Consider the following 21,670-nt stretch of genomic DNA (forward strand, 5'->3'; position numbering starts at 1 on the left):
GGTAGGAATGGCGCCATGCTATGCGCATTGAATCGATGTTTGGGTGGAAAATTTCTGGGCCACGCATCGGATAATTCGATGAGTGGCCCAGGGGTCAGTCGGCGATCTTCAGCTTGCGTGACTCGTGATAGAAGAAGCGCAGCTTCTCGTACTCGAACGGTGAGTTGAGCTGGCCATAGCGAAAGCCGGTATTGGCGCGGGTGTCGACGACGCGCAACACGGTGATACCGGGGTTGCTGCGGCTGGCGTCGGCCACGTCGAGGTAGTTGACGGCGTTTTCGAGACTGTAATCCGCCACCAGGCCGCCGGTATCGCGCAGGTTCGACGGGCCGAGCAGCGGTAGCATCAGGTAAGGCCCGGCAGGCACGCCGTAGTAGCCCAGGGTCTGGCCGAAGTCCTCGCTCAACCGGGGCAGGCCCATGTGCGTGGCCGGATCCCAGAGGCCGCCCACGCCGATGATGGTATTGAACAGCAGTCGTGCCGTGCTGTTCATCGCCCGCTGGCCCTTGAGCTGCAAAACGCTGTTGGCCAGGGTAGGAATCTCGCCCAGGTTGTTGAAGAAATTGTGCACGCCGGTCTGCACCAGGTTTGGTGTTATGTAGCGGTAGCCGTCGACCACCGGCAGGAACACCCACTGATCGAAGCGATAGTTGAAGTGGTAGACGCGGCGGTTCCACGACTCCAGCGGGTCATAGACCTGCAACGCATCGTTGGAGGCGCGCTCGAACTCCTGCTGATCCAGCCCAGGGTTGAACTGCAGGTATTGCAGCGGGTTGGTGAAGCCGTCGGTGTCGGCCTGGTGTTCGGCCAGAGCCTGCCCGCTGGCCAGCAGCAGGGCGATGATGAGAGTGCTGTGCTTAACCACGGAAGAACTCCAGCATGGCGTCGCTGTTGACGCGATAGTTGAGGTTGCCGCAGTGCCCGCCGCGCGGATACAGGGTCAGGCGCTCGCCGAAGGTGCGACGCAGGAAGCCGATGTCGCCCTGGCCGAGGATCAGGTCGTCAGCGTTGTGCATCACCGCGATCTTGTCGCTGCCTTTGAGGTAATCCTCCAGCGCGTAGAGGCTGCTCTTTTCGATCAACTGGTTGAGGCTGCCGCCGTCGTAGCGCGCGCGCCACATGGGCATCAGTTGTTCGGCGATGTAGCAGTCGAAGTCGCAGCGCAGTGCCATCTGGAAGAAGGGCGTGAGGCTGGTGCCTTCGGTGATGTGGTAGTCGCGCGGGGTGATCAGTCCGCGGCGGTTGAGCAAGTCCGAGGTGAACACGATATCGGCGGACGAGAAGCGGAATGACGTGCCGATCAGCATGGCCATCTGTTCGTCGGATAGCCGCTCTTTTGACTGCTGGAAGTCATAGAGAATGGCGTCGTTGATATCCAGATAGCCTTTGTCATTGAAGTAGCGGGTCAGCTTGCCCAGTACCAGGTCATAGAAGTTGGTGCTGTTGTCGATGCCTTGAACCCGGGTCTGCACCAGCTTGTCCAGGTTACTGATCGAGGTATAGAGATTGACCGGCGGGTTGAGCAGCAGCACGCGCTTGAAGTCGAAGGCGCGGCGGGTTTCATCCAACTGGCTGACGAAGGCGGCATGCAGCGCACCCAGGCTGTAGCCGGTGAGCAGGAATTCGCTGACGTCGAGTTTCGGGTGCTGAGCACGCACGGCCTGCATCACGCGGTACAGGTCGTCGGCATCGTCCGGGCTATAGCCTGGGGTGGCGAAGCGCGAGGCGGCAGCCATGAAGTCATAACTGGTTGGAGAGGACAGCTGCACGACGTGGAAGCCGGCGCCGTAGAACAGTTTCTTCAGGTATTCGGTGGTGCCGCTGGCGTAATGCGCGCCGGTGCCCGAGATGATGAAGATCAGCGGCGCTCGGCCTTTCTGCTCTGCCAGGCGGTAACGCAGCTTGGTCACCGGCCAGAAGTTGTCCAGCAACTCGAACTCACGATCCGGACGCAGACGCACCGAATAGTCGCGCTGCTTGATGTCACCGTCGGCCGGTAGCGCAGGGCGCAGATCGGGCGGTGTGGTGGCGATGGTCGCTTCGAACGGGTTGGCCAGCGGATAACCGTAGCTTTCCGCATCCACATCGGCGGCCATCGCGGAGGCACAGAAGACCAGGCCGCCGAGCAAGGCGGCGAGTCGGGCAAGGCTGGGCATTTGGCAAGTCCCTTTAATAAGAGAACGTCTGGATTGAACAGCTGGCTTATGACAGCAGCAAGCGGGGCAAAGTGCCAGACTATCCTGCCTTATCGCAGGGACACTTGAGTAGTGGCAATGAGGTTGCCGTACGCCGAACCCTTTGCAGGTTTTTTCACTCAGGCGTGGTGGTGCAGCCAGGCGTGCTTGGGACGCTCTGCCGCCGGCCGTTGGCGCCGTTCGAAGCGCTGCCAGATTCTCTCGTGAAAGTAGAAACCCACGGAGTTGCACAGCGGCTCGATGGCCGCTACCAGGCCACTCGCCGCGATGCTGCCGGTCAGTGCGTAGGTCACGCCGAAGGCGATGCAGAAGTGCATGAGGGTGAAGGTCAGGGTCTTGAGCATGATGCACCTCGATGAGAATCATTTCGCATTGAGTGCAAGGCTAGTGCGCCTGCCGAAGTCAGGGAAATATGGCCTTTGCATGGGGCTGATAGTCAGGGTGAATTGGTTCTGTGTTTTCGAGAGTTCCTTTCTATTTATTCCCCGGGTGGGAGGCTGCGTTAAGGTGACGCTCTATTTCAATGGAGCCGATTCATGCAGATCAGTGATATTCCCTTCGGTGTGACGGATTGGGCTGCGATCCCTGCGACCGAGCATCCGGGGGAGCGTGGCGTGGCGCGCTGGCGCACCTGTCAGTTCGGTTCGCTGCGTGTGCGCATGGTCGAGTATTCACCGGGTTACCTGGCTGATCACTGGTGCCACAAGGGGCATGTGCTGTTGTGCCTGGAGGGGGAGCTGAGCACCGAGCTGGAGGATGGCCGGGTATTCGTGCTCAAACCCGGCATGAGCTATCAGGTGGCGGACGGTGCCGAGGCTCATCGCTCCTCGACATCGTCCGGTGCGCGCCTGTTCGTGGTGGACTGAGCCACGATGGGCTGGCGTCTGGCGGCCGATGCGCTGGTGGTGATCCACCTTGGCTTCATCCTTTTCGTGTTGTTTGGCGGCCTGTTGCTGCTGCGCTGGCCGCGTTTGCTCTGGCTGCATCTGCCGGCAGTGGCGTGGGGCGCAACGGTGGAGTTCTTCCATCTTCTGTGCCCGCTGACCCCCTGGGAAAACCAGTTGCGGCGAGCTGCCGGTGATGCGGGTTACGAAGGTGGCTTCATCGAGCACTACCTGATTCCGCTGATCTATCCGGCAGGGCTGACACCGCAGATACAGCTCTGGCTCGGCGGCGTCGTGGTGCTGATCAACGTCACGGTCTATGCCTGTCTGCTCAAGCGCTGGTTGCAACGCACGTAGCGCTGATTTGCCCTGGCCATTCATAAGTCTGATTAAGGGGCTTGGGCACTATTTCCTTGGCTACACTGCGAGCCATTGAAACCGAATATCGAAAGGCAGGCCCGCTATGCAAAACCGCATGATGATCACTGGCGCTGGTTCCGGATTGGGGCGTGAAATCGCTCTACGCTGGGCTCGCGAGGGCTGGCACCTGGCGTTGGCCGATGTCAACGAAACCGGCCTCGCCGAAACCCTCAAGCTGGTGCGGGAAGCGGGCGGCGATGGCTTCACCCGCCGTTGCGACGTGCGTGATTACAGCCAACTGACGGCGCTGGCGCAGGCTTGCGAGGAGCAGTTCGGCGGTATCGATGTCATCGTCAACAACGCCGGTGTCGCTTCCGGTGGCTTCTTCAGCGAACTGTCGCTGGAGGACTGGGACTGGCAGATTTCCATCAACCTGATGGGCGTGGTCAAGGGCTGCAAGGCTTTCCTGCCGTTGCTGGAAAAGAGCAAAGGCAAGATCGTCAACATCGCGTCGATGGCGGCGTTGATGCAAGGGCCGGGGATGAGCAACTACAACGTGGCCAAGGCCGGTGTGGTGGCATTGTCGGAAAGCCTGCTGGTCGAACTGCGCCAGCTGGAGGTCGGCGTGCATGTGGTCTGCCCGTCGTTCTTCCAGACCAACCTGCTGGATTCCTTCCGTGGCCCGACCCCGGCGATGAAGGCGCAGGTTGGCAAGCTGCTGGAAAGCTCGCCGATCAGTGCGGCGGACATTGCCAACTACATCCATGACGAAATGGCCAAGGGCAGCTTCATGATCCTGCCCCACGAGATGGGGCGCATGGCCTGGGCGATCAAGCAGAAGAACCCGCAGGTGCTGTACGACGAGATGGCCGGCATGGCCGAGAAGATGCGTGGCAAGGTCAAACCTGCTAGCTGACCGGTAGGTCAGCTATTTATACCCGTAGGCTTGCCTGCCGCAGTCTGCGGGGGTAGGGTGGCCGCCCCGGCCTGCCTGCCGTCCTGACCATGGAATACCTGTGAAACCAGTCCCTCGGGCCCTGTTGTTGGTGGCCCTGGTGCTGGCGGCGATCAATTTGCGCCCCGGCATCACGTCCCTTGCACCGCTCATCGAGCGTATTGCCGCCGAGCTGTCGCTGAGCCGCAGCTTCATCAGTCTGACCACGGCCTTGCCGGTGCTGTGCATGGGCCTGCTCGCGCCCCTGGCGCCGCGCCTGGCAGTGCGCTGGGGGCTGGAGCGCACCATCGTCCTGTGCCTGGGCTTGATCGGGCTGGCGCTGCTAGCGCGACTGGCGGCGCATCAAAGCGTGGTGCTGATCGGCAGTGCTATCGCGCTGGGGGCTGCCATCGCCGTTGCCGGACCGCTGCTGTCGGGGTTCATCAAGCGTCATTTCGCCAGCCAGATGGGCCGCGTGGTCGGTTGGTATTCACTCGGTATGGCCATCGGTGGCGCGGGCGGCGCGGTACTGACGGCCCCGGCCACGGCGCTATTCGGCGATGCCTGGCACCTGGGGCTGGCCGTATGGGCAACGCCTGCGGTGTTGGGCGTGCTGTTGTGGGTATGGTTGCCGAATCAGGCGGGTAGTGCCGGCGAGCAGGAGAGCGGCGGGCTGCCCTGGCGCCAGCCACGCGCCTGGTTGATCAGTTGTTTCTTCGCCATTCAGGCCGGTCTGTTCTATGCCATCGCGACCTGGGCCGTGGCGCGTTATCACGAAGCCGGATTGAGCATGCTGCGCAGCAATTCATTGCTGAGCATCGCGATGCTGATGGGCTTGCCCAGTTCGTTCCTGCTGCCCTGGTTGGCGCAGCGCTACAACGCGCGCTATCCGTTGCTGCTGGCCTGCGGCGCGACCACCTGCCTGTGCCTGGTGATGGTGACGTTCATGCCGCGGCTGGTGCCGGAGATGTGGGCGGTGATCATGGGCTTCTCCCTGGGCGGTTCCTTCGCCTTGTCGCTGGTGCTGCCGTTGTACGAGGCGGGCTCGCCGTTGGCGGTCAGCCGCTGGACCGCGATGATGCTGTTCACCGGCTACAGCCTGGGTTGCCTGACGCCGATTCTCACCGGCCTGGCGCGTGATCTGTCGGGCAGCTATCAGCTGCCGTTCGCCGTTCTCACCGGCCTGGCGCTGGTGATGACGGTGTTGGCCTGGCTGCTTGGGCGGCGTCGGCAGGTTCAACGCTGAAGAATTCGCGCCAGTTCCTTTCTTGCCCTGGCGGGCTGTGTTAGAAGGCGTTCTGCTTTTTCAGGAGTGCCGGTGTGGAGTCCGAATCCATTGTTTATGGCTGCATCCGCGACTGGCCCTCGGATGACCCCGAGCAACGTCGCCAGCGTCGTGAAACCAACCATGGCGTGCTCGCCGAATTGCCGGCTGGCGATCTCTGGCCGTTTCTTGGCCGCGAGATGTTCTCCTTCTGCGACCTGCCTGGCGCAGGCCTGTATCAGACCCAGGTGATCCATTTCGGTGCCAGCTACGGCGCTGTGGAATACGAATGGAACCTGTGGATCGAGGCCTTCGAGGCGCTGCTCAAGCGCCTGTACTGGGCCAGCGCGGTGGTGCACCTGGAAACCGAACTCAACGGCATTCACACCTTCCGCTGGGAGTCCGATAGCGGATTTCACAGCCCGCAGGAAGGTGCCCTGCGGGTGCGCTGCGCCTGGGAGCGTGAAGGTGTGCTGCGCGGCTGAAACCTAGCCGCTGTCACAGAGCGGCGGGCTGTGATTCGCCTTATAGACGTTCGGAGTAAAAAGTTCCGCTGTCATCAAATATTTATATATCGGCAACTGCGCTGAAATAACCCCTCGCCAAGATTCCCCCCAACACGAACGAGCGCTCCGCTCGGGTGTTTTCAACACTTAAAGTCCAACAGGGGAATCCTCGATGATCCGTAAGCACTTCGCCGGTTTCGCAGCCAGCGCCCTGGCTCTGGCCGTCTCCGCCCAGGCTTTCGCCGGTACCGTCACCACTGACGGCGCCGACCTCGTGATCAAGACCAAAGGTGGCCTGGAAGTCGCCACCACCGACAAGGCCTTCAGCTTCAAGCTGAGCGGCAAACTGCAATGGGACGCCACTCAGTTCGATGGCCTGATGGCTGCCGACCAGAACAAGCCGTTCGACGATACCTTCAACACCTTCATCCGCCGCGGTGAGTTCGGTCTGGAAGGCACTGCCTACAGCGATTGGGATTGGGGTCTGCGTCTGAGCTATGACGAAGGTGATGACACCAGCGTCGACCGTGCCTTCATCGCATATACCGGTCTGGATATCGGCACCTTTACCGTCGGCCGTTTTGGTGTCGACTACGGTCTGGAAAACTCCACCAGCTCCTCCTGGATCACCGCCATCGAGCGTCCGTTCATGTACGACTTCCTGAACGGCGATGAAGACACCCAGTTCGGCGTGAACTTCAAGCACTCCGGCGACAACTACGGCCTGATGGCTCAGGTTGCCACCTACGAGGGTGACAACAACTACAAGAGCGAAGACAACGACGAGCTCTACGGTTACACCCTGCGTGCCCATTGGGCGCCTTACCTCAATGGCACCGACGTCATTCACCTTGCTGCCAACTACCACAACAGTGAGTCCGACGATAACCGTGCCCGCGCTCGTACCCGCATGGGCATTCGCAGCGACAACGATTTTCGCCTGACCTTCGGCGACGTGCGTGTGGCTGACAAAGACGTCGAGTGGGTGTTGGAATCCGGTGCTCAGTTCGGTGCCTTCCGCGCACAAGCGGAATACTTCCAGCGTCAGATCAGCGGTGAAACACTGGCCGGTGCCAAATCCGACGTCGACCTCAGCGGCTACTACGCTCAGGTTTCCTACATGTTCAATGGCGTGCGCCAATACAAGGCCGCTGACGGCAAGTGGGACAAGCCGGACAACATGAAAGGCTCCTGGGAAGTCTTCGCGCGTTACGAGAGCGCCACCATCGACTCCGATGCAGGGGCCATTCCGGGCAACCTGGGCCTGGCCGGTATCGTCGCTGATGATGTCAACGACGAGTTCGAGACCAAGGCCATGGTGGTGGGTGTGAACTACTTCGTCACGCCATCCGTACGTACCAGCTTGAACTACGTCGATTACCAGGTTGACAACATCAACACCTCCAACCAGGTCGATGGCAAGGGTGTTCAGGATGACGGCAAGGCCATCATCGCGCGCCTGCAGTACGTGTTCTAAGCAACACCTTCATCCGTTGCTCCTGATTGAGCCCCGCCCCTGGCGGGGCTTTTTTATCGCCAAGTCCTTTGGAGATTGTTCGATGCGTCACATCACTCTGTTGCTGGTCGCGCTCGGCCTGAGTTCGGCTGTTCTGGCCGAGGATTACAGCACGGCCAAGCCCGGCGAGCTGCTCCAGGTGCCCCTGCAGGCCCTGCATCCGACCCAGGCAGCGGTTGGTTATGATCAGATCTATTACAAGCTCGGCCGCTTCGCGCAGGAACGCAACAAGCTGTTCGACGAATACTGCGAAGCCAATGGCCAGGGCGAGAGTGCCAAGGTGCCTGGTGATGCCGATCTGCACAAACCTGAGAGTTTCACCTGTCAGGACAAGGTCGGTGCACGCAGCAGCGAGATGAAGACCGTAGTGGTTGGCCCTGGCGGCAAACTGTTTCTCACCGATGGACATCACACTTTCACCGTGCTGATGGAACACCCCGGCGGTGGCGAGAACCTGAGCATGTGGGTTCGGGTGACTGATAATTTCAGCGACAGTGCCGACCTGGCCAGCTTCTGGCAGCGGATGCAGCTGGCGCGCAAGGTCTGGCTCAAAGACGGCAATGGTCAACCCATCGACTCAGGTCAGATACCGGCGCAACTCGGTCTGCAGCACCTGACCAACGATCCTTATCGTGCGCTGGTGTATTTCACCCGCGAGGTGGGTTATGACAAGCCCCGCTCCGGCGAAGTGGCGCCTGAGTTTCTCGAGTTCTATTGGGGTAACTGGCTGCGTTCGGTGCTGCCACTGGACGGCTATGATCTGAGTGATCGCGGTGATTACCGCGATGCGGTCGAAGCTGCCGCGAAGAAAATGGTGGCGCTGGCTCCTGACGAGAACGTGGGAGACAGTGGTTTCAAGGCGCGTGAGCTGGGTGGTTATTCGTCGCTGGATCGCAAAGAACTGAACAAGGTCGCCGGGCGCAAGCTGAATTACGCTACCAGCTACAAGAAGAGCCTGGCCAGCAGAAGCTGAGTCGGCTCTGTGGCGAGAAATAAAAAAGCCCGGCTATCGCTCCGGGCTTTTTATTCAGATTGGAATCAGTTGTTTTTCTTGAAGTTGTCCAGTGCCTGCTGAATCATCTGGCGTGCTTCGGCGGCATTACCATAGCCGTTCAGCTCGACCTTCTTGCGGCCTTCCGGCAACTGTTTGTAAACGCGGAAGAAGGCTTCGATGCGCTGCCGCTCGATTTCCGGCAGATCAGTGATGTCCTGGATCTTGTCATAGCTCGGATCGATGTCGCTGCTCGGCACGCCGATGATCTTCTCGTCGGCTTCACCGCCGTCGATCATCTTCAGGTAGCCGATGGGGCGGAACTTGATCAGCACACCGGGGTGCAGAGGCTCGCGCGTCAGTACCAGGCCGTCCAGCGGATCGTTGTCGCCGCCCAGGGTGCGGGAAAGAGAGCCATAGTTGGCCGGATAGACGACCGGCATCGACTGAAAGCGATCGACGAACACCAAGCCCTGCTCGTTGATCTCGTATTTGGTGAAACTACCCGCCGGGATCTCCACCGCCATGTGCACATCGTTCGGTGCATTTTCCGCCTGTTCTGCGTAAAAGGGATGGACGATGGATTTGTCCGCCATGGCGGCGCTGCTACCCAGGATCATGGCCACACCGATGGCGACGAGCGACTTGTGCATGAGAACTCCTTCAAAAGCATGAGGTTATAAGTGTTGGAGTGCTCATATTGCGTGGCCATTGTTAGAGATATATTGCAGCCGAAGCGCTGCCGCCATTCGTGCTTGAGAAGGTCTGGAACTCGTCATGCCGCTCCAATGCATCGCCACCCTGCATCAGGTACCTCCCTCTGACTGGGATGCCCTTTTACCCAGCCCGCAGCCCTTTCTGCGCCACGCATTTCTCAGTGCGTTGGAGGACAGTGGCAGTGTCGGCGGGCGCACGGGCTGGCAGCCTGCGCATCGGCTCTGGTTCGACGAGCACGGGCAGTTGCAGGCGGCTATGCCGGCTTACGTCAAACAGCATTCCTATGGCGAGTATGTGTTCGATCATGGCTGGGCCGATGCCTGTCGCCGTGCGGGTATCGCCTATTACCCCAAGCTGCTGGGGGCCATTCCCTTTTCCCCGGTCGGTGGTGCGCGCCTGCTCGGCGATCGCCAGGGCTGTGCCAGTCTGATCGATGCCTTGACCACTGCGCTGCATGAGGAGGGGCTTTCCAGCCTGCATATCAACTTCACCCAACCGGCCTGCGATGAAGTGTTGCAAGGCCGTGAGAACTGGCTGGAGCGGATTGGCTGTCAGTATCACTGGCGCAATCGCGGCTATCGCGACTTTCAGGATTTTCTCGATGCACTCGCTTCGCGCAAGCGCAAGCAGATGCGCAAGGAGCGGGAGCAGGTGGCGGGGCAGGGCATCGAGTTCGACTGGCTAGGCGGCCATGAATTGAGCGAGGCGCAGTGGGACTTCGTCTATCACTGCTACGCCAACACCTACCATGTTCGTGGGCAGGCGCCCTACCTGACGCGGGCTTTCTTCAGTCTGCTGGCCGAGCGCATGCCCGAGTCGATCCGCGTGGTGCTGGCGCATCAACATGGCCGCCCAGTAGCCATGGCTTTCAGCCTGCTCGATGGTGATACGCTCTACGGCCGTTACTGGGGTTGCCTGGCCGAGTTCGACCGGCTGCATTTCGAGACCTGCTTCTACCAGGGCATTGCCTGGGCCATCGAGGTTGGGCTTGCTCGTTTCGACGCCGGTGCCCAGGGGGAGCACAAGTTGATTCGCGGTTTCGAACCGGTGATCACCCGATCCTGGCACTACCTCTGTCACCCCGGGTTACGGGAGGCTGTGGCGGATTATCTGCAGCAGGAGCGCATCGATGTGCTCGCCTATGCCGAGCAGGCAGCTCAGCACCTTCCTTATCGACACGACTGACGGGGCGTGATGCCGCGTCTTGCGCGGGCGTCTGATGTAGCGAGCCGGCTGGCGGAAGTTCCCTTCGTTGGAGTTTCCTGAAAAAAGTTCAGAGCTTTCTGCAAGAAGCGTCTGTCACGATGCCACTAAATTCCGCTCTTCACGTTTGCAGTGCCTGCTGTGGTGATCTTCGATTGGTAAGACCAGCGTAACTGGGCTAGACCGATACGAGGGGCATGTACATGGCAGTCGGTGTGATGCGGTGTTCGCAAGGAGATTGGCAGCGTGCGTGATGCGCTCGCCGACGCGCAACGGCTGCGGTGGAGAACCGCTCGGGTCTACCTGCCTTTGCCGACAACCTCCGGGCTGCCTGCGTGAAGAGGGAAGTAGACGATGCCCAACGCTCGCCACAAGCAAGTGCGTTTCACAATCGGGGCATACGGGTTATTTCCCGCTGCCCGATAACAACAAATGAGAGGGGAGCCCCCCAATGACAGCTAGTACTCCGATGCTCGTCACCTTCGTGGTGTACATCATGGCCATGGTGCTGATTGGATTCATCGCCTACCGAGCCACCAAGAATTTCTCCGATTACATCCTCGGCGGTCGTAGCCTCGGTAGCGTGGTCACCGCCCTGTCGGCTGGCGCTTCCGACATGAGCGGCTGGCTGCTGATGGGCCTGCCGGGCGCGATTTTCGTTGCTGGTATTTCCGAGAGCTGGATCGCCATCGGCCTGATCGTCGGTGCTTACCTCAACTGGCTGTTCGTTGCCGGGCGTCTGCGTGTGCACACCGAGCACAACAACAACGCCCTGACGCTGCCCGACTATTTCACCAACCGCTTCGAAGACAGCAGTCGCCTGCTACGCATCTTCTCGGCCCTGGTGATCCTGGTGTTCTTCACCATCTACTGCGCCTCGGGCGTGGTGGCAGGCGCGCGCCTGTTCGAAAGCACCTTTGGCATTTCCTACGGCACCGCGCTGTGGATCGGCGCTGCGGCGACCATCCTCTACGTGTTCGTCGGCGGCTTCCTCGCCGTGAGCTGGACCGACACCGTGCAGGCGGCGATGATGCTCTTCGCGCTGCTGATCACCCCGGTGTTCGTGATCCTGGCGCTGGGCAACTACGACGCGGCCATGGCCACCATCGAGCAGGCCAACCCGGCCAACTTCGACATGTTCCGCAACCTGTCCTTCCTCGCCATCGTCTCCCTGCTGGGCTGGGGCCTGGGTTATTTCGGTCAGCCGCACATCCTGGTGCGCTTCATGGCCGCTGATTCGGTCAAGACCATTCCGGCGGCGCGCCGCATCGGTATGGCCTGGATGATTCTCTGCCTGGGTGGTGCGGTCGCTGCCGGTTTCTTCGGTATCGCCTACTTCAACAACAACCCGGAGCTGGCAGGCGCGGTCAACGAGAACGGTGAGCGCGTGTTCATCGAGCTGACCAAGATCCTGTTCAACCCGTGGATCGCTGGTATCGTCCTGTCGGGCATCCTGGCTGCCGTGATGAGTACCCTGAGCTGCCAGCTGCTGGTGTGCTCCAGCGCCCTGACCGAAGACTTCTACAAAGCCTTCCTGCGCAAGAACGCCTCGCAGTCCGAGCTGGTATGGGTCGGTCGCTTCATGGTGCTGGCCATCGCGCTGGTTGCTATCGCCATTGCCTACAACCCCGAGAGCAAGGTGCTTGGCCTGGTGGCCTACGCCTGGGCGGGCTTCGGTGCTGCCTTCGGTCCGGTGGTGATCTTCTCCCTGCTGTGGAAGCGCATGACCCGTAACGGCGCGCTGGCTGGCATGGTGGTCGGTGCCGTCACCGTGGTGGTGTGGAAGGAGTTCATCGGCTTGGGTCTGTACGAGATCATTCCGGGCTTCATCCTCTGCAGCCTGTGCATCGTGGTCTTCAGCCTGCTGGACAAGGAGCCTTCCGCTTCGATCCAGAAGCGCTTCGACGAGGCCGATCAGGAATACAAAGCGGTCTGATTGTCTCCTGATGTGAAAAAGCGGCGACTGCATGGCAGTCGCCGCTTTTTTATTGCCTGCCATTTATGCCGGCCGCCCTGCGAGCCGTCGCTGCGCGACGCTAGCATCTACGGGGGCATGTAGGGTGCGCCGTGCGCACCGATGGTTCACAGCACAGCCTACGGAACGCTTCAATTCAGGCGCTTGCTCAGATCCTGCAGGGCCTGTCGATAGTCGCTGCCCGCCATGCGCAGGCTGTTGTTGTGGTTGGCACCGTCGATCAGCAACAGGCGCTTGGGCTCGCTGGCGGCTGCGAACAACTCTTCGCTGAAGCGCGAAGGCACGTAGCGGTCATCGCGGCCGTGGGCGATCAATACGGGTACGCCGACGTCACCGATCTTGCTCAACGAATCGAACTCCTGGGACAGCAGCCAGCGTATGGGGAGCGATGTCTGGGTGACGGCTGCGGCGACATCGCCCAGGTTGGTGAAGCTGGACTCGACGATCAATCCACCGGCCTGGGGCGAGTCGTGCTCGCGGGCCAGCTCGTAGGCCAGGTGCACGGCTACTGCTCCTCCGAGCGAGTGGCCGTAGATGAAACGCTTGCCTGGGTCGGGTTGCAGGCGCTCGATATGTTGCCAGGCGATATGCGCGTCCTGGTAGACGGTGCGCTCCGAAGGCAACTGGCCAAGGCTCTGGCCGAAACCGCGGTAGTCGACCGCGAGCACCGAGTAGCCCATGGCGTGCAACTGCTCGATGCGAAACAACTGGCCGGTGAGGTTCCAGCGTGAGCCATGCAGGTAGAGCAGGGTAGGGGCTTCGGCGCGGGCTGCTGGCCACCACCAGGCATGCAGGCTTTCGCCAGGCGCCAGATCCGGTGATTGCAGATCCATCTCCTGCAAGCCGTTCGGTATGCCGCTGAACCAACGGGCAGTGCCCGGCTCGATCCGGAACACCAGCTTGCGTTCGGTTTCTTCCAGCTTCGCGCAGCCCACGGGTAGCAGGATCAACAGACTCAGCAGGGCGATCAGGCTGAAACGGCGACGGCGCATCAGCGCGATCCAGGATGCGGGCATGGCGGCTCCAGAAAGTGAAGGTCAAAGCACAAGGACAGTACTGCGTTGCTGGGGGCATTGACCGGTCATTCGTCGCCCGGTTTCGTTGCTGTGCCTGTAGCCTGGTTACCGCGTGTTACTGCCAACTGGCCTGCTGCGCCGATAACGGCGCCTGGCACAGGGTGGCGCTGCCGGGTTCGAGGTAGGGCGTGAGGATCGGCGCCATGCCTTTGAGTACCTGCACCGGTAGTGCCGACGTGAAGGTGAAGCGCTCGGCCTCGCGCCCCGGCACGAAAGCCGTCAGGGTGCCGTAGTGACGAGGGCCGAGAAAGAATACGAAGGTGGCGGTGCGGTTCATCGCCCGTGAACTCAGCACCCGTCCGCCAGCGCCGACGCTTTCGATGCGGTTGTCACCGGTGCCGGTCTTGCCGCCAAGGGTCAGCGCCTGGCCGTCTGCCAGTCGGAAACTGCCTTGCAGGCGACGTGCCGTGCCACCTTCGACGACTTGGGAAAGCGCGCCGCGCAATGCCGCAGCGACCTCCGATGGCATGACCCGCTTGCCACTCTGCGGATCACGTTCGACTCGCGTTTCGTAGGGGGTGTTGGCTGCAAAGTGCAGTTCATCGATGCGTTGCACCGGCTGGCGAATGCCGTCGTTCTGAATGATGCCCATCAACTCGGCCAGCGCCGCCGGGCGGTCGCCAGAGCTGCCCAAGGCAGTCGCCAGCGACGGCACGAGGTGCTGGAAGGGGTAGCCGAGATTCTTCCAGCGGCGGTGGATGTCGGAGAACGCCTCCACCTCAAGCATGATGCGGATGCGGCTGTCGCGGGCACTCTTGTGCCGGCTGCGGAACAGCCAGCCGTAGACCTCCTGGCGCTCGTCGACGCTGGCGGCCACGGCATCGCTGAAGCTGGCTTGTGGTTGCTGGATGAGAAAGCCCAGCAGCCACAGCTCTAACGGGTGAACGCGGGCGATGTAGCCCTGATCCGGCAGGCTGTAGGCGCCGGGGCCGTAGTCGTTGTAGAGCCGGGTGATGCGTGCATCGCTGAGGTTCTCCTGCGGTACCTGGGCGCGCAGGAAGGCGGCGAACGTCGCCTCGTCGGCATTCGGTATCAGGTAGCGATGCACGGCAGCCAAGCGTGCCGAGGTCTGCCGCAGGCCGCTGAGAAAGGTCTCCAGGCGTTGCTGTTCGGGCTGGCCCTGGTACTTGCGCCAGAAACGCAGAAGGAAGGTGCGACCTTCCCGGTCGGCGAAGCGCTGCAGGTACTCCTGGCGCCGAGGATCCTTGTCGTCCTTGAGCAGTTCGGCGCTGCTCTGATAGGTGCTGTAACGCACCAGATCGCGCATCAGGCGCACGAATGGCAGGTTGATCGACTCGCGCAGGGACTCGCGCAGTGTGGGGTTGCGGCCATTGTCCTCGCGACGGAAGTTGCCGAAGGTGTGCACGCCGCCGCCAGTGAAGAAGCGCTCATGCGGGTTGGCGGAGTAGCGTCGCTCCAGTGCGGCGTCGAGCATGCTCGCGAGGTCGACGCCTGGATTGCTGCGCAGGTAATCCACGGCCCAGCGGCTGAGGTGATCCTGTTCGGCGATCTCCAGCGCACGCAGCTCGGCGGGTGTCTTGCCTGAATGGCGTTGATGCAGTTCCGCGATGATTTCCAGGTAGGTCGCGAGCACGCGCAGCTTGGCGGTCGAGCCCAGTTCCAGTTTGCTGCCCTCGTTGATGTCGAAGGGTTGGTCGGTGCTGTCGGTCTGCACGCGAACTAGGCTGCCCGTTGCGGTGCGTTCGAACAGGGTGAAGCTGTAGCGCACTTCGGCGGTTTTCTCCGGTGACAGCAGGCGATCACCGAACAGGCCAATCTTGCCGGCGAACTCGGGGTCGGCCAGGTGTTGCAAATAAGCGCTGGTCTGCTGCTGCAGGTCGCGTTGCAGAGTACTGCGCGCGGCCAGGTCGAGACGGTCGAGATCGTAAAGAGGCATACCCAGCAGATTGGACAAGCGTGAACGGGCGACGCTGATGCCCTTGTCGCTTTCCACCGGGCGCAGGTTGGGTTCCTGCTGCCAGTCGCGATAATGCAGTTTCTGGCTCAAGGCTGCGTCGCGCAGTTTCGTGTCGATCAGCCCGCCACTCGCCAGCAGGCGGATGTGGCTTTCGGTCAGGGTCTCCATTTCCTTGCGCCCCTGCGCCAGATAATAGGACGGGCGGCGCTGGGCGATCATCAGTGACAACATCTGGCGCAGGGCCAGGCCGCGTTCGGCCAGGCTGGCATCGGGCGAGCGACTCGGATCGAGCAGGGCGTTGCTGCGCTCGAAGTCGGCGCCGTACCAGATGCGCAGGCCGTCGGCCAGGCCGTGAACTTCGCCATGCCCTGGGGCTGCCGACAGCGGCACGCTGTTGAGGTAGTCACGCACGATGTTTTGCCGAGCCTCGAGGGTCTGCGGCCCCTGCTGATAAGCGCGCACGCTGGCGGAAATCATCTGCCGCAGCTTCTCGCCTGCCGACAGGGTCAGGCCGTCGGGGGAGTGGCGGTATTTCTCCAGCTGGGTGGCCAGGGTGCTGCCCCCCGCGGATTGATCCTGCATGTCGAGTACCTTGCCGAGCTGCGACAGCGCGGCCATGGCAAAGCGTGGCCAGTCCACCGCCGGGTTGGCCTGAGGTTGGGCGGGATCGAGCAGATAGCGGTTCTCGATGAACAGCAGGCTGCTGACGACCAGCGGCGGGATACTGGCGAAATCGGCATAGCCTTGCTGCGGGTAGTGAAATTCGTAGAACGGTGTGCCACGGCAGTCGCTGATGCTCAGCCCGCTCTGACTCTTCTCGACGAAGGGGGGAAACAGGCCGTGACTGCTGTACGCCATCAGTTCCGGGGAGAAGCGCGATTGTGCGCTGATCAGGAAGTCGCGCTGTTGCAGGCGCTCCAGCATCAATGGCAGATAGGCATAGCCCTGGCGTTTATCAAAGGGGCCATCGCTGGGATAGAGGATGCTCGGGCTGGGCCCGGGTTCGACCTGATAGGTCAGGCTGGCGGCGTAGCGGCTCAGCTCACGTGCCTGGAAGTGGGCGCTGCGCAATTCGAATACGAACAGCGCAACAGCGACCAGCAGCAGGGCAATCAGCAGCAGATACAGCAGCAGGCGCCAACGTCGTGACTTCGAGCCCCGCGCCGTACCCGCAATGGGGAGAGCACTCGAGCGTAAATCGCGCTGCTCAGGGTCGGATTGCCATAATGCGCCCATAATCCCCCGGCCTGACCTGTCTGCTTCACAAAGGCCGCGAAACTGTCGTTCGCTGAATCTTGACCAAGCTACGACCGTCTCGCCTGTCCCTTACAAGCTTAGTCGCTATGCACGTATCCGACAGGCCGGATGGACATATCAAGGCTGGGCGATGGCCTGCTAGACTCGGCGACAACGCAAAATGCAGGTAACCGGCATGCAGCGCGATCACCGAGAACAGCTTCAGCAGAGCTGGCAGGCCAACGCCGATGCCTGGGCTGCCGCGGTGCGCGAACAGCGCATCGAGAGCCGGCGCCTGGTCACCGACGCGGCGATTCTGCAGGCGGTGCTGGCACTGGCGCCCAAGCGCGTGCTGGACGTCGGTTGCGGCGAGGGGTGGCTGTGCCGAGGATTGGCCGAACATGGCATCGAGCCAGTCGGGGTGGATGCGTCCGCACCGCTGATCGAAGCAGCCCGCGCCGCCTGTGATGGCCGCAGCCAGTATCGTGTTTGCGGTTATGCCGAGCTGGAGGAGCATGCCGAGCAACTCGGTCGCTTCGAAGTGCTGGTGTGCAACTTCGCGTTGCTCGAAGAGCCGCTGGAGCCGGTGATGCGCAGCCTGCACGGGCTGTTGGCGCCGGGCGGCAGTCTGCTGATTCAGACCCTGCATCCGTGGCGCGCCAGCCATGGTGAGCCTTATCAGGATGGCTGGCGGGTAGAGGACTTCGCCGGTTTCGGTGAGGGTTTCCAGGCGCCCATGCCCTGGTTCTTCCGCACCTTGCAGTCCTGGTTGTCCCTGATGGGCGAGACCGGTTGGCGTCTGGAGTGGTTGCAGGAGCCGCTGCACCCGGAAAGCGTGCAGCCTGTGTCATTGTTGCTGCTGCTCAAGCCGCTCTGACATGCAATTGCTGCTCAATCTTGACGTGCCCGACCTGCAGGCGGCTGTCGCGTTCTATCGGCAGGCACTCGATCTGCGTGTGGGACGCTATCTGTTCGAGGGCAGCGTAGTCGAAATGCTCGGTGCCCCGGTGCCGATTTACCTTCTGCACAAGGCTGCCGGGTCGCCTCCTTGCCCGGGTGTGCCATCGCCGCGTGATTACGAGCGTCACTGGATGCCTTTACACCTCGATTTCATCGTCGAGGATCTCGATGCTGCACTGGCCCGCGCGCTGGCAGCAGGTGCGCGTCAGGAAGGCGAAATCAGTGAGCAGCAATGGGGGCGCCTGGTAACGCTTAGCGACCCCTTCGGCCATGGTCTGTGCCTGTTGCAATGGTGTGGCGATGGTTACGGGCAGGTCACAACCCGTTCAGGAGAGAGTGATGCGTACGATTGAATTGGCTGGCGTTGCGGTGCCGGTAATAGGGCAGGGCACCTGGCGCATGGGCGAGGATCAGCGCCAGCGCGCGCGTGAGATCGCAGCCCTGCAAGAAGGCATCGATTTGGGGCTGACGCTGATCGACACCGCTGAAATGTACGGTGAGGGTGGCGCCGAGGAAGTCGTCGGCGCCGCTATCGCTGGGCGGCGCGACGAGGTGTTTCTGGTCAGCAAGGTGTACCCACACAATGCCAGCCTGCAGGGTGTCCAGGCCGCTTGCGAGCGTAGCCTACGGCGCCTGGGTTGTGAGTCTATCGACCTCTATCTGCTGCATTGGCGCGGGCGCTATCCGCTGGCAGAAACGGTGGAGGGCTTCGAGCGCCTGCGCGAACAGGGCAAGATCGGCGCCTGGGGCGTTTCCAACTTCGATCTGGATGACCTGCTCGAACTGGATCAGCCAGCCTGCGCGACCAATCAGGTGCTATACAACCTCGAAGCCCGCGGCATCGAATATGACCTGCTGCCCTGGCAACAGCAGGCGACCCTGCCATTGATGGCCTACTGTCCGTTGAGCCAGGCAGGGGCACTGCTACATGAGCCGGCGCTGTTGGAAGTGGCCAGGCGTCATGCCGTTACACCTGCTCAGGTAGCGCTGGCCTGGACGCTCAGGCAGGAAGGCGTGATCGCCATTCCCAAGGCGGTGAGCCGCCAACATCTACGTGACAACGCTGCGGCGGCTTCACTGATTCTGGATAGAGGTGATCTGGAGGTGCTGGATGCGGCGTTTGCACCGCCGCGAGGCAAGCAGAGACTAGAGATGGTCTGAAGCTAGGTGCGCCGTGCACATCGGGAACCTGCGAAGCGACAGAGCGCGTGCCCTGTCGCATGTCATGCGGGCTCAGTTGGCCGGATCGGCAGCCAGGCGCCCGGCGTCTTTGAGCAAGGCCTTGAGGAAGGCTTCCTGCAGCTCCGGATCGTTGCGCGTCAGTTCGATCAGGCTCTGCTCGAGTTCGCTGGCTTCCTCTTCCAGGCCTAGATCCGACAAGCGCTTGACCCGGTGTACCCATTGCGCCACGTCGTCACCTTCGAGGTCGTCGAAGATCAGGTCATGGGCCTCGCGCAGCTTGCCACGTAGCGTGTGGCTGACCATCAGCGTTGCCGTCGCCTGGACCGACTCTTCACCCAAGCGATCCTCTACGCTCAGTTGCAGCGTGTTCAGGCGGGCCATGTTCTGCTCGGTAAACGGGCTATCCAGCAGATTCAGGCGCAGAACGCCGGTATTGTCGGTAAGCAGCTCGAACTGCTGGTCGGCTGTCTTGATCAGTACCGGGCGCTCGGACCAGGGCAGGTTGATGTACTCCATGCGTCGGTCGCGCTGGAGTTCCTCGATGCTCGCCAGGTTCTGCTCGGCGCGACCATTGGACTCGACGTTCATGAACGGGTTGAGGCCCGCCATGCCGTAGCTGATCCAGTCACGAGTGACAGTCTCCGGCAGGCTGCCGAGCAATACCACGTTGAGTACGTTGGCGCCGACGCCTGCGACCACGGCAACTGCCCCCAGCGGCACTTCATACAGCTCGCGCCAGGGTTGATAGGGGGTGTAGCGGTCATAACGACGAGTGACCTCGAACGCCGTGACCTCGTAGCTCTTCTGATCATGCACACGAATCCGTCGCTGTGGCAGCTCCAGCACCTTTGGCTCGCCCACGTCGATCTGCAACTGGTGATCCAGTAGTTTGCGTTCGACGCGCTCCTCGTGTTCGCTGCGTTGCGGCAACTGATTGGCGCAACCGCTGAGGAAGAGGGCGCCGCACAAGGCGGCGCCGGTCAGGCGAAGTTTGTTGCTCGTGTGCATGATGTCTCGGTGCGGCGTGATCAGCGGCTGATACGGGCTTGCAGGAACGGCAGGATGTCGGCCAGCGGCACAGCCTGCGCTTCGGTTTCGGCGCGGCTCTTGTACTCCAGGTTGCCATCGGCCAGACCACGGTCACTGACGACCACGCGGTGCGGAATACCGATCAGCTCCATGTCGGCGAACTTGATACCGGGGCTGGTTTTCTTGTCGCGATCATCCAGCAGCACCTCGTAGCCGGCGGCAGTCAGCTCGGCGTACAGCTTGTCGGTGGCCTCGCGTACTTGCTCGGTCTCATAGCGCAGCGGTACCAGGGCGATCTGGAAGGGGGCCAGGGCGTCGTTCCAGCGAATACCGCGCTCGTCGAAATTCTGCTCGATGGCGGCGGCTACCACGCGGGATACGCCGATGCCGTAGCAGCCCATGGTCAGGGTCACTGGCTTGCCGTTCTCGCCAAGTACCTGGCAGTTCATCGCTTCGCTGTACTTGGTACCGAGCTGGAAGATGTGACCGACTTCGATGCCACGTTTGATTTCCAGGGTGCCTTGGCCATCCGGGCTGGGGTCACCAGCGACGACGTTGCGCAGATCGGCAACCTCAGGCAGGGGCAGATCGCGCTCCCAGTTGACGCCGAAATAGTGCTTGTCTTCGATATTGGCGCCAGCAGCGAAGTCGCTCATCAGTGCGACGCTGCGATCGATGATGCAGGGGATCGGCAGGTTGACCGGACCGAGGGAGCCGGGGCCGGCGCCAATAGCGGCACGAATCTCGGCTTCACTGGCCATCTGCAGCGGGCTGGCAACCTGTTCCAGATTGGCGGCCTTGATTTCGTTCAGTTCATGGTCACCGCGCACGATCAGGGCGATCAGCTTGCCTTCTTCGGCCGCGTGCACCACCAGGGTCTTGATGGTCTTCTCGATGGCCAGACCGAAGCCCTGTACCAGCGCGTCGATGGTCTTGGTGTTGGGCGTATCGATCAGGCGCATGTCTTCGGCCGCTGCAAGGCGCGCTTTCTCACGCGGGATAGCTTCGGCCTTCTCGATGTTGGCGGCGTAGTCGGAGACATTGCTGAAGGCGATATCGTCTTCACCAGACTCTGCCAGCACATGGAATTCGTGCGAGCCGGTGCCACCGATGGAGCCAGTATCGGCCTGTACCGGACGGAAGTTGAGGCCCAGGCGGCTGAAGACATTACAGTACGCCTGATGCATGCGGTCGTAGGTTTCCTGCAGGGAAGCCTGGTCGGCATGGAAGGAGTAGGCGTCCTTCATGATGAACTCACGGCCGCGCATCAGACCGAAGCGTGGACGGATTTCGTCACGGAACTTGGTCTGGATCTGGTACATGTTGATCGGCAGTTGCTTGTAGCTGTTCAGCTCGTTACGGGCCAGGTCGGTGATCACTTCTTCGTGGGTCGGGCCGACGCAGAACTCGCGATCATGACGATCCTTCACGCGCAGCAGTTCGGGGCCGTACTGCACCCAGCGGCCAGATTCCTGCCACAGCTCGGCAGGCTGGATGGCTGGCATCAGCACTTCCAGCGCGCCTGTGGCGTTCATTTCTTCACGCACCACGGTCTCGACCTTGCGCAGCACGCGCAGGCCCATCGGTAGCCAGGTGTACAGGCCGGAGGCCAGTTTGCGGATCATGCCGGCACGCAGCATCAGCTGGTGGCTGATCACCACGGCATCGGAAGGGGTTTCTTTCAGGGTCGAGAGCAGGAACTGACTGGTACGCATGTTTGGCCG

General features: G+C 61.6%; 20 protein-coding genes. 12 read left to right on the forward strand and 8 right to left on the reverse strand.

The window, feature by feature from the left end:
• Positions 1-94: 94 nt before the first annotated feature.
• The 3 genes from C7A17_RS18010 to C7A17_RS18020 all read right to left on the reverse strand — a co-directional run bounded on the left by C7A17_RS18010 (position 95) and on the right by C7A17_RS18020 (position 2,539).
• Positions 95-865 (reverse strand): MlaA family lipoprotein, encoded by a 771-nt coding sequence (locus C7A17_RS18010; RefSeq protein ID WP_106739304.1) that lies wholly within the window; start codon positions 863-865, stop codon positions 95-97.
• Positions 858-2,156, reverse strand: a complete 1,299-nt coding sequence (locus tag C7A17_RS18015) for an alpha/beta fold hydrolase family protein (RefSeq protein ID WP_106739305.1) — start codon at positions 2,154-2,156, stop codon at positions 858-860. Before C7A17_RS18015 ends, C7A17_RS18010 begins: the two co-directional genes overlap by 8 nt.
• A 158-nt stretch (positions 2,157-2,314) precedes the next feature.
• Positions 2,315-2,539: a DUF2061 domain-containing protein gene (locus C7A17_RS18020; protein ID WP_106739306.1), complete on the reverse strand. Its 225-nt coding sequence runs from the start codon at positions 2,537-2,539 to the stop codon at positions 2,315-2,317.
• 192 nt (positions 2,540-2,731) lie between these two features.
• Here C7A17_RS18020 and C7A17_RS18025 point away from each other — a divergent pair, with 192 nt between their 5' ends.
• From C7A17_RS18025 to C7A17_RS18055, 7 genes are all read left to right on the forward strand, one after another.
• Positions 2,732-3,061: a DHCW motif cupin fold protein gene (locus tag C7A17_RS18025; RefSeq protein ID WP_106739307.1), complete on the forward strand. Its 330-nt coding sequence runs from the start codon at positions 2,732-2,734 to the stop codon at positions 3,059-3,061.
• Between the two features lie 6 nt (positions 3,062-3,067).
• Complete coding sequence (locus C7A17_RS18030; RefSeq protein WP_106739308.1) at positions 3,068-3,436, forward strand: DUF2784 domain-containing protein; 369 nt, start codon at positions 3,068-3,070, stop codon at positions 3,434-3,436.
• Positions 3,437-3,542: 106 nt separating this feature from the next.
• Positions 3,543-4,355 carry an SDR family oxidoreductase gene (locus C7A17_RS18035; protein WP_106739309.1) on the forward strand — a complete coding sequence of 271 codons (813 nt, stop codon included), beginning with the start codon at positions 3,543-3,545 and terminating at the stop codon, positions 4,353-4,355.
• Between the two features lie 100 nt (positions 4,356-4,455).
• Entirely contained in the window at positions 4,456-5,619 is a 1,164-nt protein-coding gene (locus C7A17_RS18040) for an MFS transporter (RefSeq protein ID WP_106739310.1), read from the forward strand.
• A 74-nt stretch (positions 5,620-5,693) separates the two neighbouring features.
• Complete coding sequence (locus C7A17_RS18045) at positions 5,694-6,122, forward strand: hypothetical protein (RefSeq protein WP_106739311.1); 429 nt, start codon at positions 5,694-5,696, stop codon at positions 6,120-6,122.
• A 193-nt stretch (positions 6,123-6,315) separates the two neighbouring features.
• Entirely contained in the window at positions 6,316-7,620 is a 1,305-nt protein-coding gene (locus C7A17_RS18050; RefSeq protein ID WP_106739312.1) for an OprO/OprP family phosphate-selective porin, read from the forward strand.
• An 82-nt stretch (positions 7,621-7,702) separates the two neighbouring features.
• Positions 7,703-8,632 (forward strand): ParB/Srx family N-terminal domain-containing protein, encoded by a 930-nt coding sequence (locus C7A17_RS18055; RefSeq protein ID WP_106739313.1) that lies wholly within the window; start codon positions 7,703-7,705, stop codon positions 8,630-8,632.
• A gap of 65 nt (positions 8,633-8,697) precedes the next feature.
• Here the strand turns inward: C7A17_RS18055 and C7A17_RS18060 are convergent, their stop codons facing one another.
• Positions 8,698-9,303 (reverse strand): inorganic diphosphatase, encoded by a 606-nt coding sequence (locus tag C7A17_RS18060; RefSeq protein ID WP_106739314.1) that lies wholly within the window; start codon positions 9,301-9,303, stop codon positions 8,698-8,700.
• A gap of 124 nt (positions 9,304-9,427) precedes the next feature.
• Here C7A17_RS18060 and C7A17_RS18065 point away from each other — a divergent pair, with 124 nt between their 5' ends.
• Both C7A17_RS18065 and putP read left to right on the forward strand, forming a co-directional pair.
• Entirely contained in the window at positions 9,428-10,552 is a 1,125-nt protein-coding gene (locus tag C7A17_RS18065) for a GNAT family N-acetyltransferase (RefSeq protein ID WP_106739315.1), read from the forward strand.
• A 469-nt stretch (positions 10,553-11,021) separates the two neighbouring features.
• Complete coding sequence (putP, locus tag C7A17_RS18070; RefSeq protein ID WP_106739316.1) at positions 11,022-12,506, forward strand: sodium/proline symporter PutP; 1,485 nt, start codon at positions 11,022-11,024, stop codon at positions 12,504-12,506.
• Between the two features lie 170 nt (positions 12,507-12,676).
• On the opposite strand, the gene C7A17_RS18075 is transcribed toward putP, so the two are convergent.
• Together C7A17_RS18075 and C7A17_RS18080 are read right to left on the reverse strand one after the other, a co-directional pair.
• Positions 12,677-13,561, reverse strand: coding sequence for an alpha/beta hydrolase (locus C7A17_RS18075; protein WP_106739317.1), 885 nt, complete (start codon positions 13,559-13,561; stop codon positions 12,677-12,679).
• A gap of 115 nt (positions 13,562-13,676) precedes the next feature.
• Positions 13,677-16,775, reverse strand: coding sequence for a transglycosylase domain-containing protein (locus C7A17_RS18080; protein WP_106739318.1), 3,099 nt, complete (start codon positions 16,773-16,775; stop codon positions 13,677-13,679).
• A gap of 196 nt (positions 16,776-16,971) precedes the next feature.
• Here C7A17_RS18080 and C7A17_RS18085 point away from each other — a divergent pair, with 196 nt between their 5' ends.
• Genes C7A17_RS18085 through C7A17_RS18095 form a run of 3 tightly spaced genes read left to right on the forward strand, consistent with a single transcriptional unit; the run spans position 16,972 to position 18,896 of the window.
• Positions 16,972-17,652, forward strand: a complete 681-nt coding sequence (locus tag C7A17_RS18085) for a class I SAM-dependent methyltransferase (protein ID WP_106739319.1) — start codon at positions 16,972-16,974, stop codon at positions 17,650-17,652.
• Position 17,653: 1 nt separating this feature from the next.
• Complete coding sequence (locus C7A17_RS18090; protein ID WP_106739320.1) at positions 17,654-18,088, forward strand: VOC family protein; 435 nt, start codon at positions 17,654-17,656, stop codon at positions 18,086-18,088.
• Entirely contained in the window at positions 18,075-18,896 is an 822-nt protein-coding gene (locus C7A17_RS18095) for an aldo/keto reductase (RefSeq protein WP_106739321.1), read from the forward strand. Before C7A17_RS18090 ends, C7A17_RS18095 begins: the two co-directional genes overlap by 14 nt.
• Positions 18,897-18,968: 72 nt before the next feature.
• On the opposite strand, the gene C7A17_RS18100 is transcribed toward C7A17_RS18095, so the two are convergent.
• Positions 18,969-19,925, reverse strand: a complete 957-nt coding sequence (locus C7A17_RS18100; RefSeq protein WP_106739322.1) for a hypothetical protein — start codon at positions 19,923-19,925, stop codon at positions 18,969-18,971.
• Positions 19,926-19,945: 20 nt separating this feature from the next.
• On the reverse strand, positions 19,946-21,661 hold the full coding sequence (locus tag C7A17_RS18105; RefSeq protein WP_106739323.1) for a proline--tRNA ligase: 1,716 nt from the start codon (positions 21,659-21,661) through the stop codon (positions 19,946-19,948).
• Positions 21,662-21,670: the final 9 nt, after the last annotated feature.

This window comes from Pseudomonas mendocina (assembly GCF_003008615.1).
Taxonomy (GTDB): domain Bacteria; phylum Pseudomonadota; class Gammaproteobacteria; order Pseudomonadales; family Pseudomonadaceae; genus Aquipseudomonas; species Aquipseudomonas mendocina_C.

Coding starts and splice junctions, on each gene's coding strand:
- C7A17_RS18015 (WP_106739305.1), bottom strand. CDS start 2,156: ATGCCCAGCCTTGCCCGACTCGCCGCCTTGCTCGGCGGCCTGGTCTTC.
- C7A17_RS18020 (WP_106739306.1), bottom strand. CDS start 2,539: ATGCTCAAGACCCTGACCTTCACCCTCATGCACTTCTGCATCGCCTTC.
- C7A17_RS18025 (WP_106739307.1), top strand. CDS start 2,732: ATGCAGATCAGTGATATTCCCTTCGGTGTGACGGATTGGGCTGCGATC.
- C7A17_RS18030 (WP_106739308.1), top strand. CDS start 3,068: ATGGGCTGGCGTCTGGCGGCCGATGCGCTGGTGGTGATCCACCTTGGC.
- C7A17_RS18035 (WP_106739309.1), top strand. CDS start 3,543: ATGCAAAACCGCATGATGATCACTGGCGCTGGTTCCGGATTGGGGCGT.
- C7A17_RS18050 (WP_106739312.1), top strand. CDS start 6,316: ATGATCCGTAAGCACTTCGCCGGTTTCGCAGCCAGCGCCCTGGCTCTG.
- C7A17_RS18055 (WP_106739313.1), top strand. CDS start 7,703: ATGCGTCACATCACTCTGTTGCTGGTCGCGCTCGGCCTGAGTTCGGCT.
- C7A17_RS18060 (WP_106739314.1), bottom strand. CDS start 9,303: ATGCACAAGTCGCTCGTCGCCATCGGTGTGGCCATGATCCTGGGTAGC.
- C7A17_RS18065 (WP_106739315.1), top strand. CDS start 9,428: ATGCCGCTCCAATGCATCGCCACCCTGCATCAGGTACCTCCCTCTGAC.
- putP (WP_106739316.1), top strand. CDS start 11,022: ATGACAGCTAGTACTCCGATGCTCGTCACCTTCGTGGTGTACATCATG.
- C7A17_RS18075 (WP_106739317.1), bottom strand. CDS start 13,561: ATGCCCGCATCCTGGATCGCGCTGATGCGCCGTCGCCGTTTCAGCCTG.
- C7A17_RS18080 (WP_106739318.1), bottom strand. CDS start 16,775: ATGGGCGCATTATGGCAATCCGACCCTGAGCAGCGCGATTTACGCTCG.
- C7A17_RS18085 (WP_106739319.1), top strand. CDS start 16,972: ATGCAGCGCGATCACCGAGAACAGCTTCAGCAGAGCTGGCAGGCCAAC.
- C7A17_RS18090 (WP_106739320.1), top strand. CDS start 17,654: ATGCAATTGCTGCTCAATCTTGACGTGCCCGACCTGCAGGCGGCTGTC.
- C7A17_RS18095 (WP_106739321.1), top strand. CDS start 18,075: ATGCGTACGATTGAATTGGCTGGCGTTGCGGTGCCGGTAATAGGGCAG.
- C7A17_RS18100 (WP_106739322.1), bottom strand. CDS start 19,925: ATGCACACGAGCAACAAACTTCGCCTGACCGGCGCCGCCTTGTGCGGC.
- C7A17_RS18105 (WP_106739323.1), bottom strand. CDS start 21,661: ATGCGTACCAGTCAGTTCCTGCTCTCGACCCTGAAAGAAACCCCTTCC.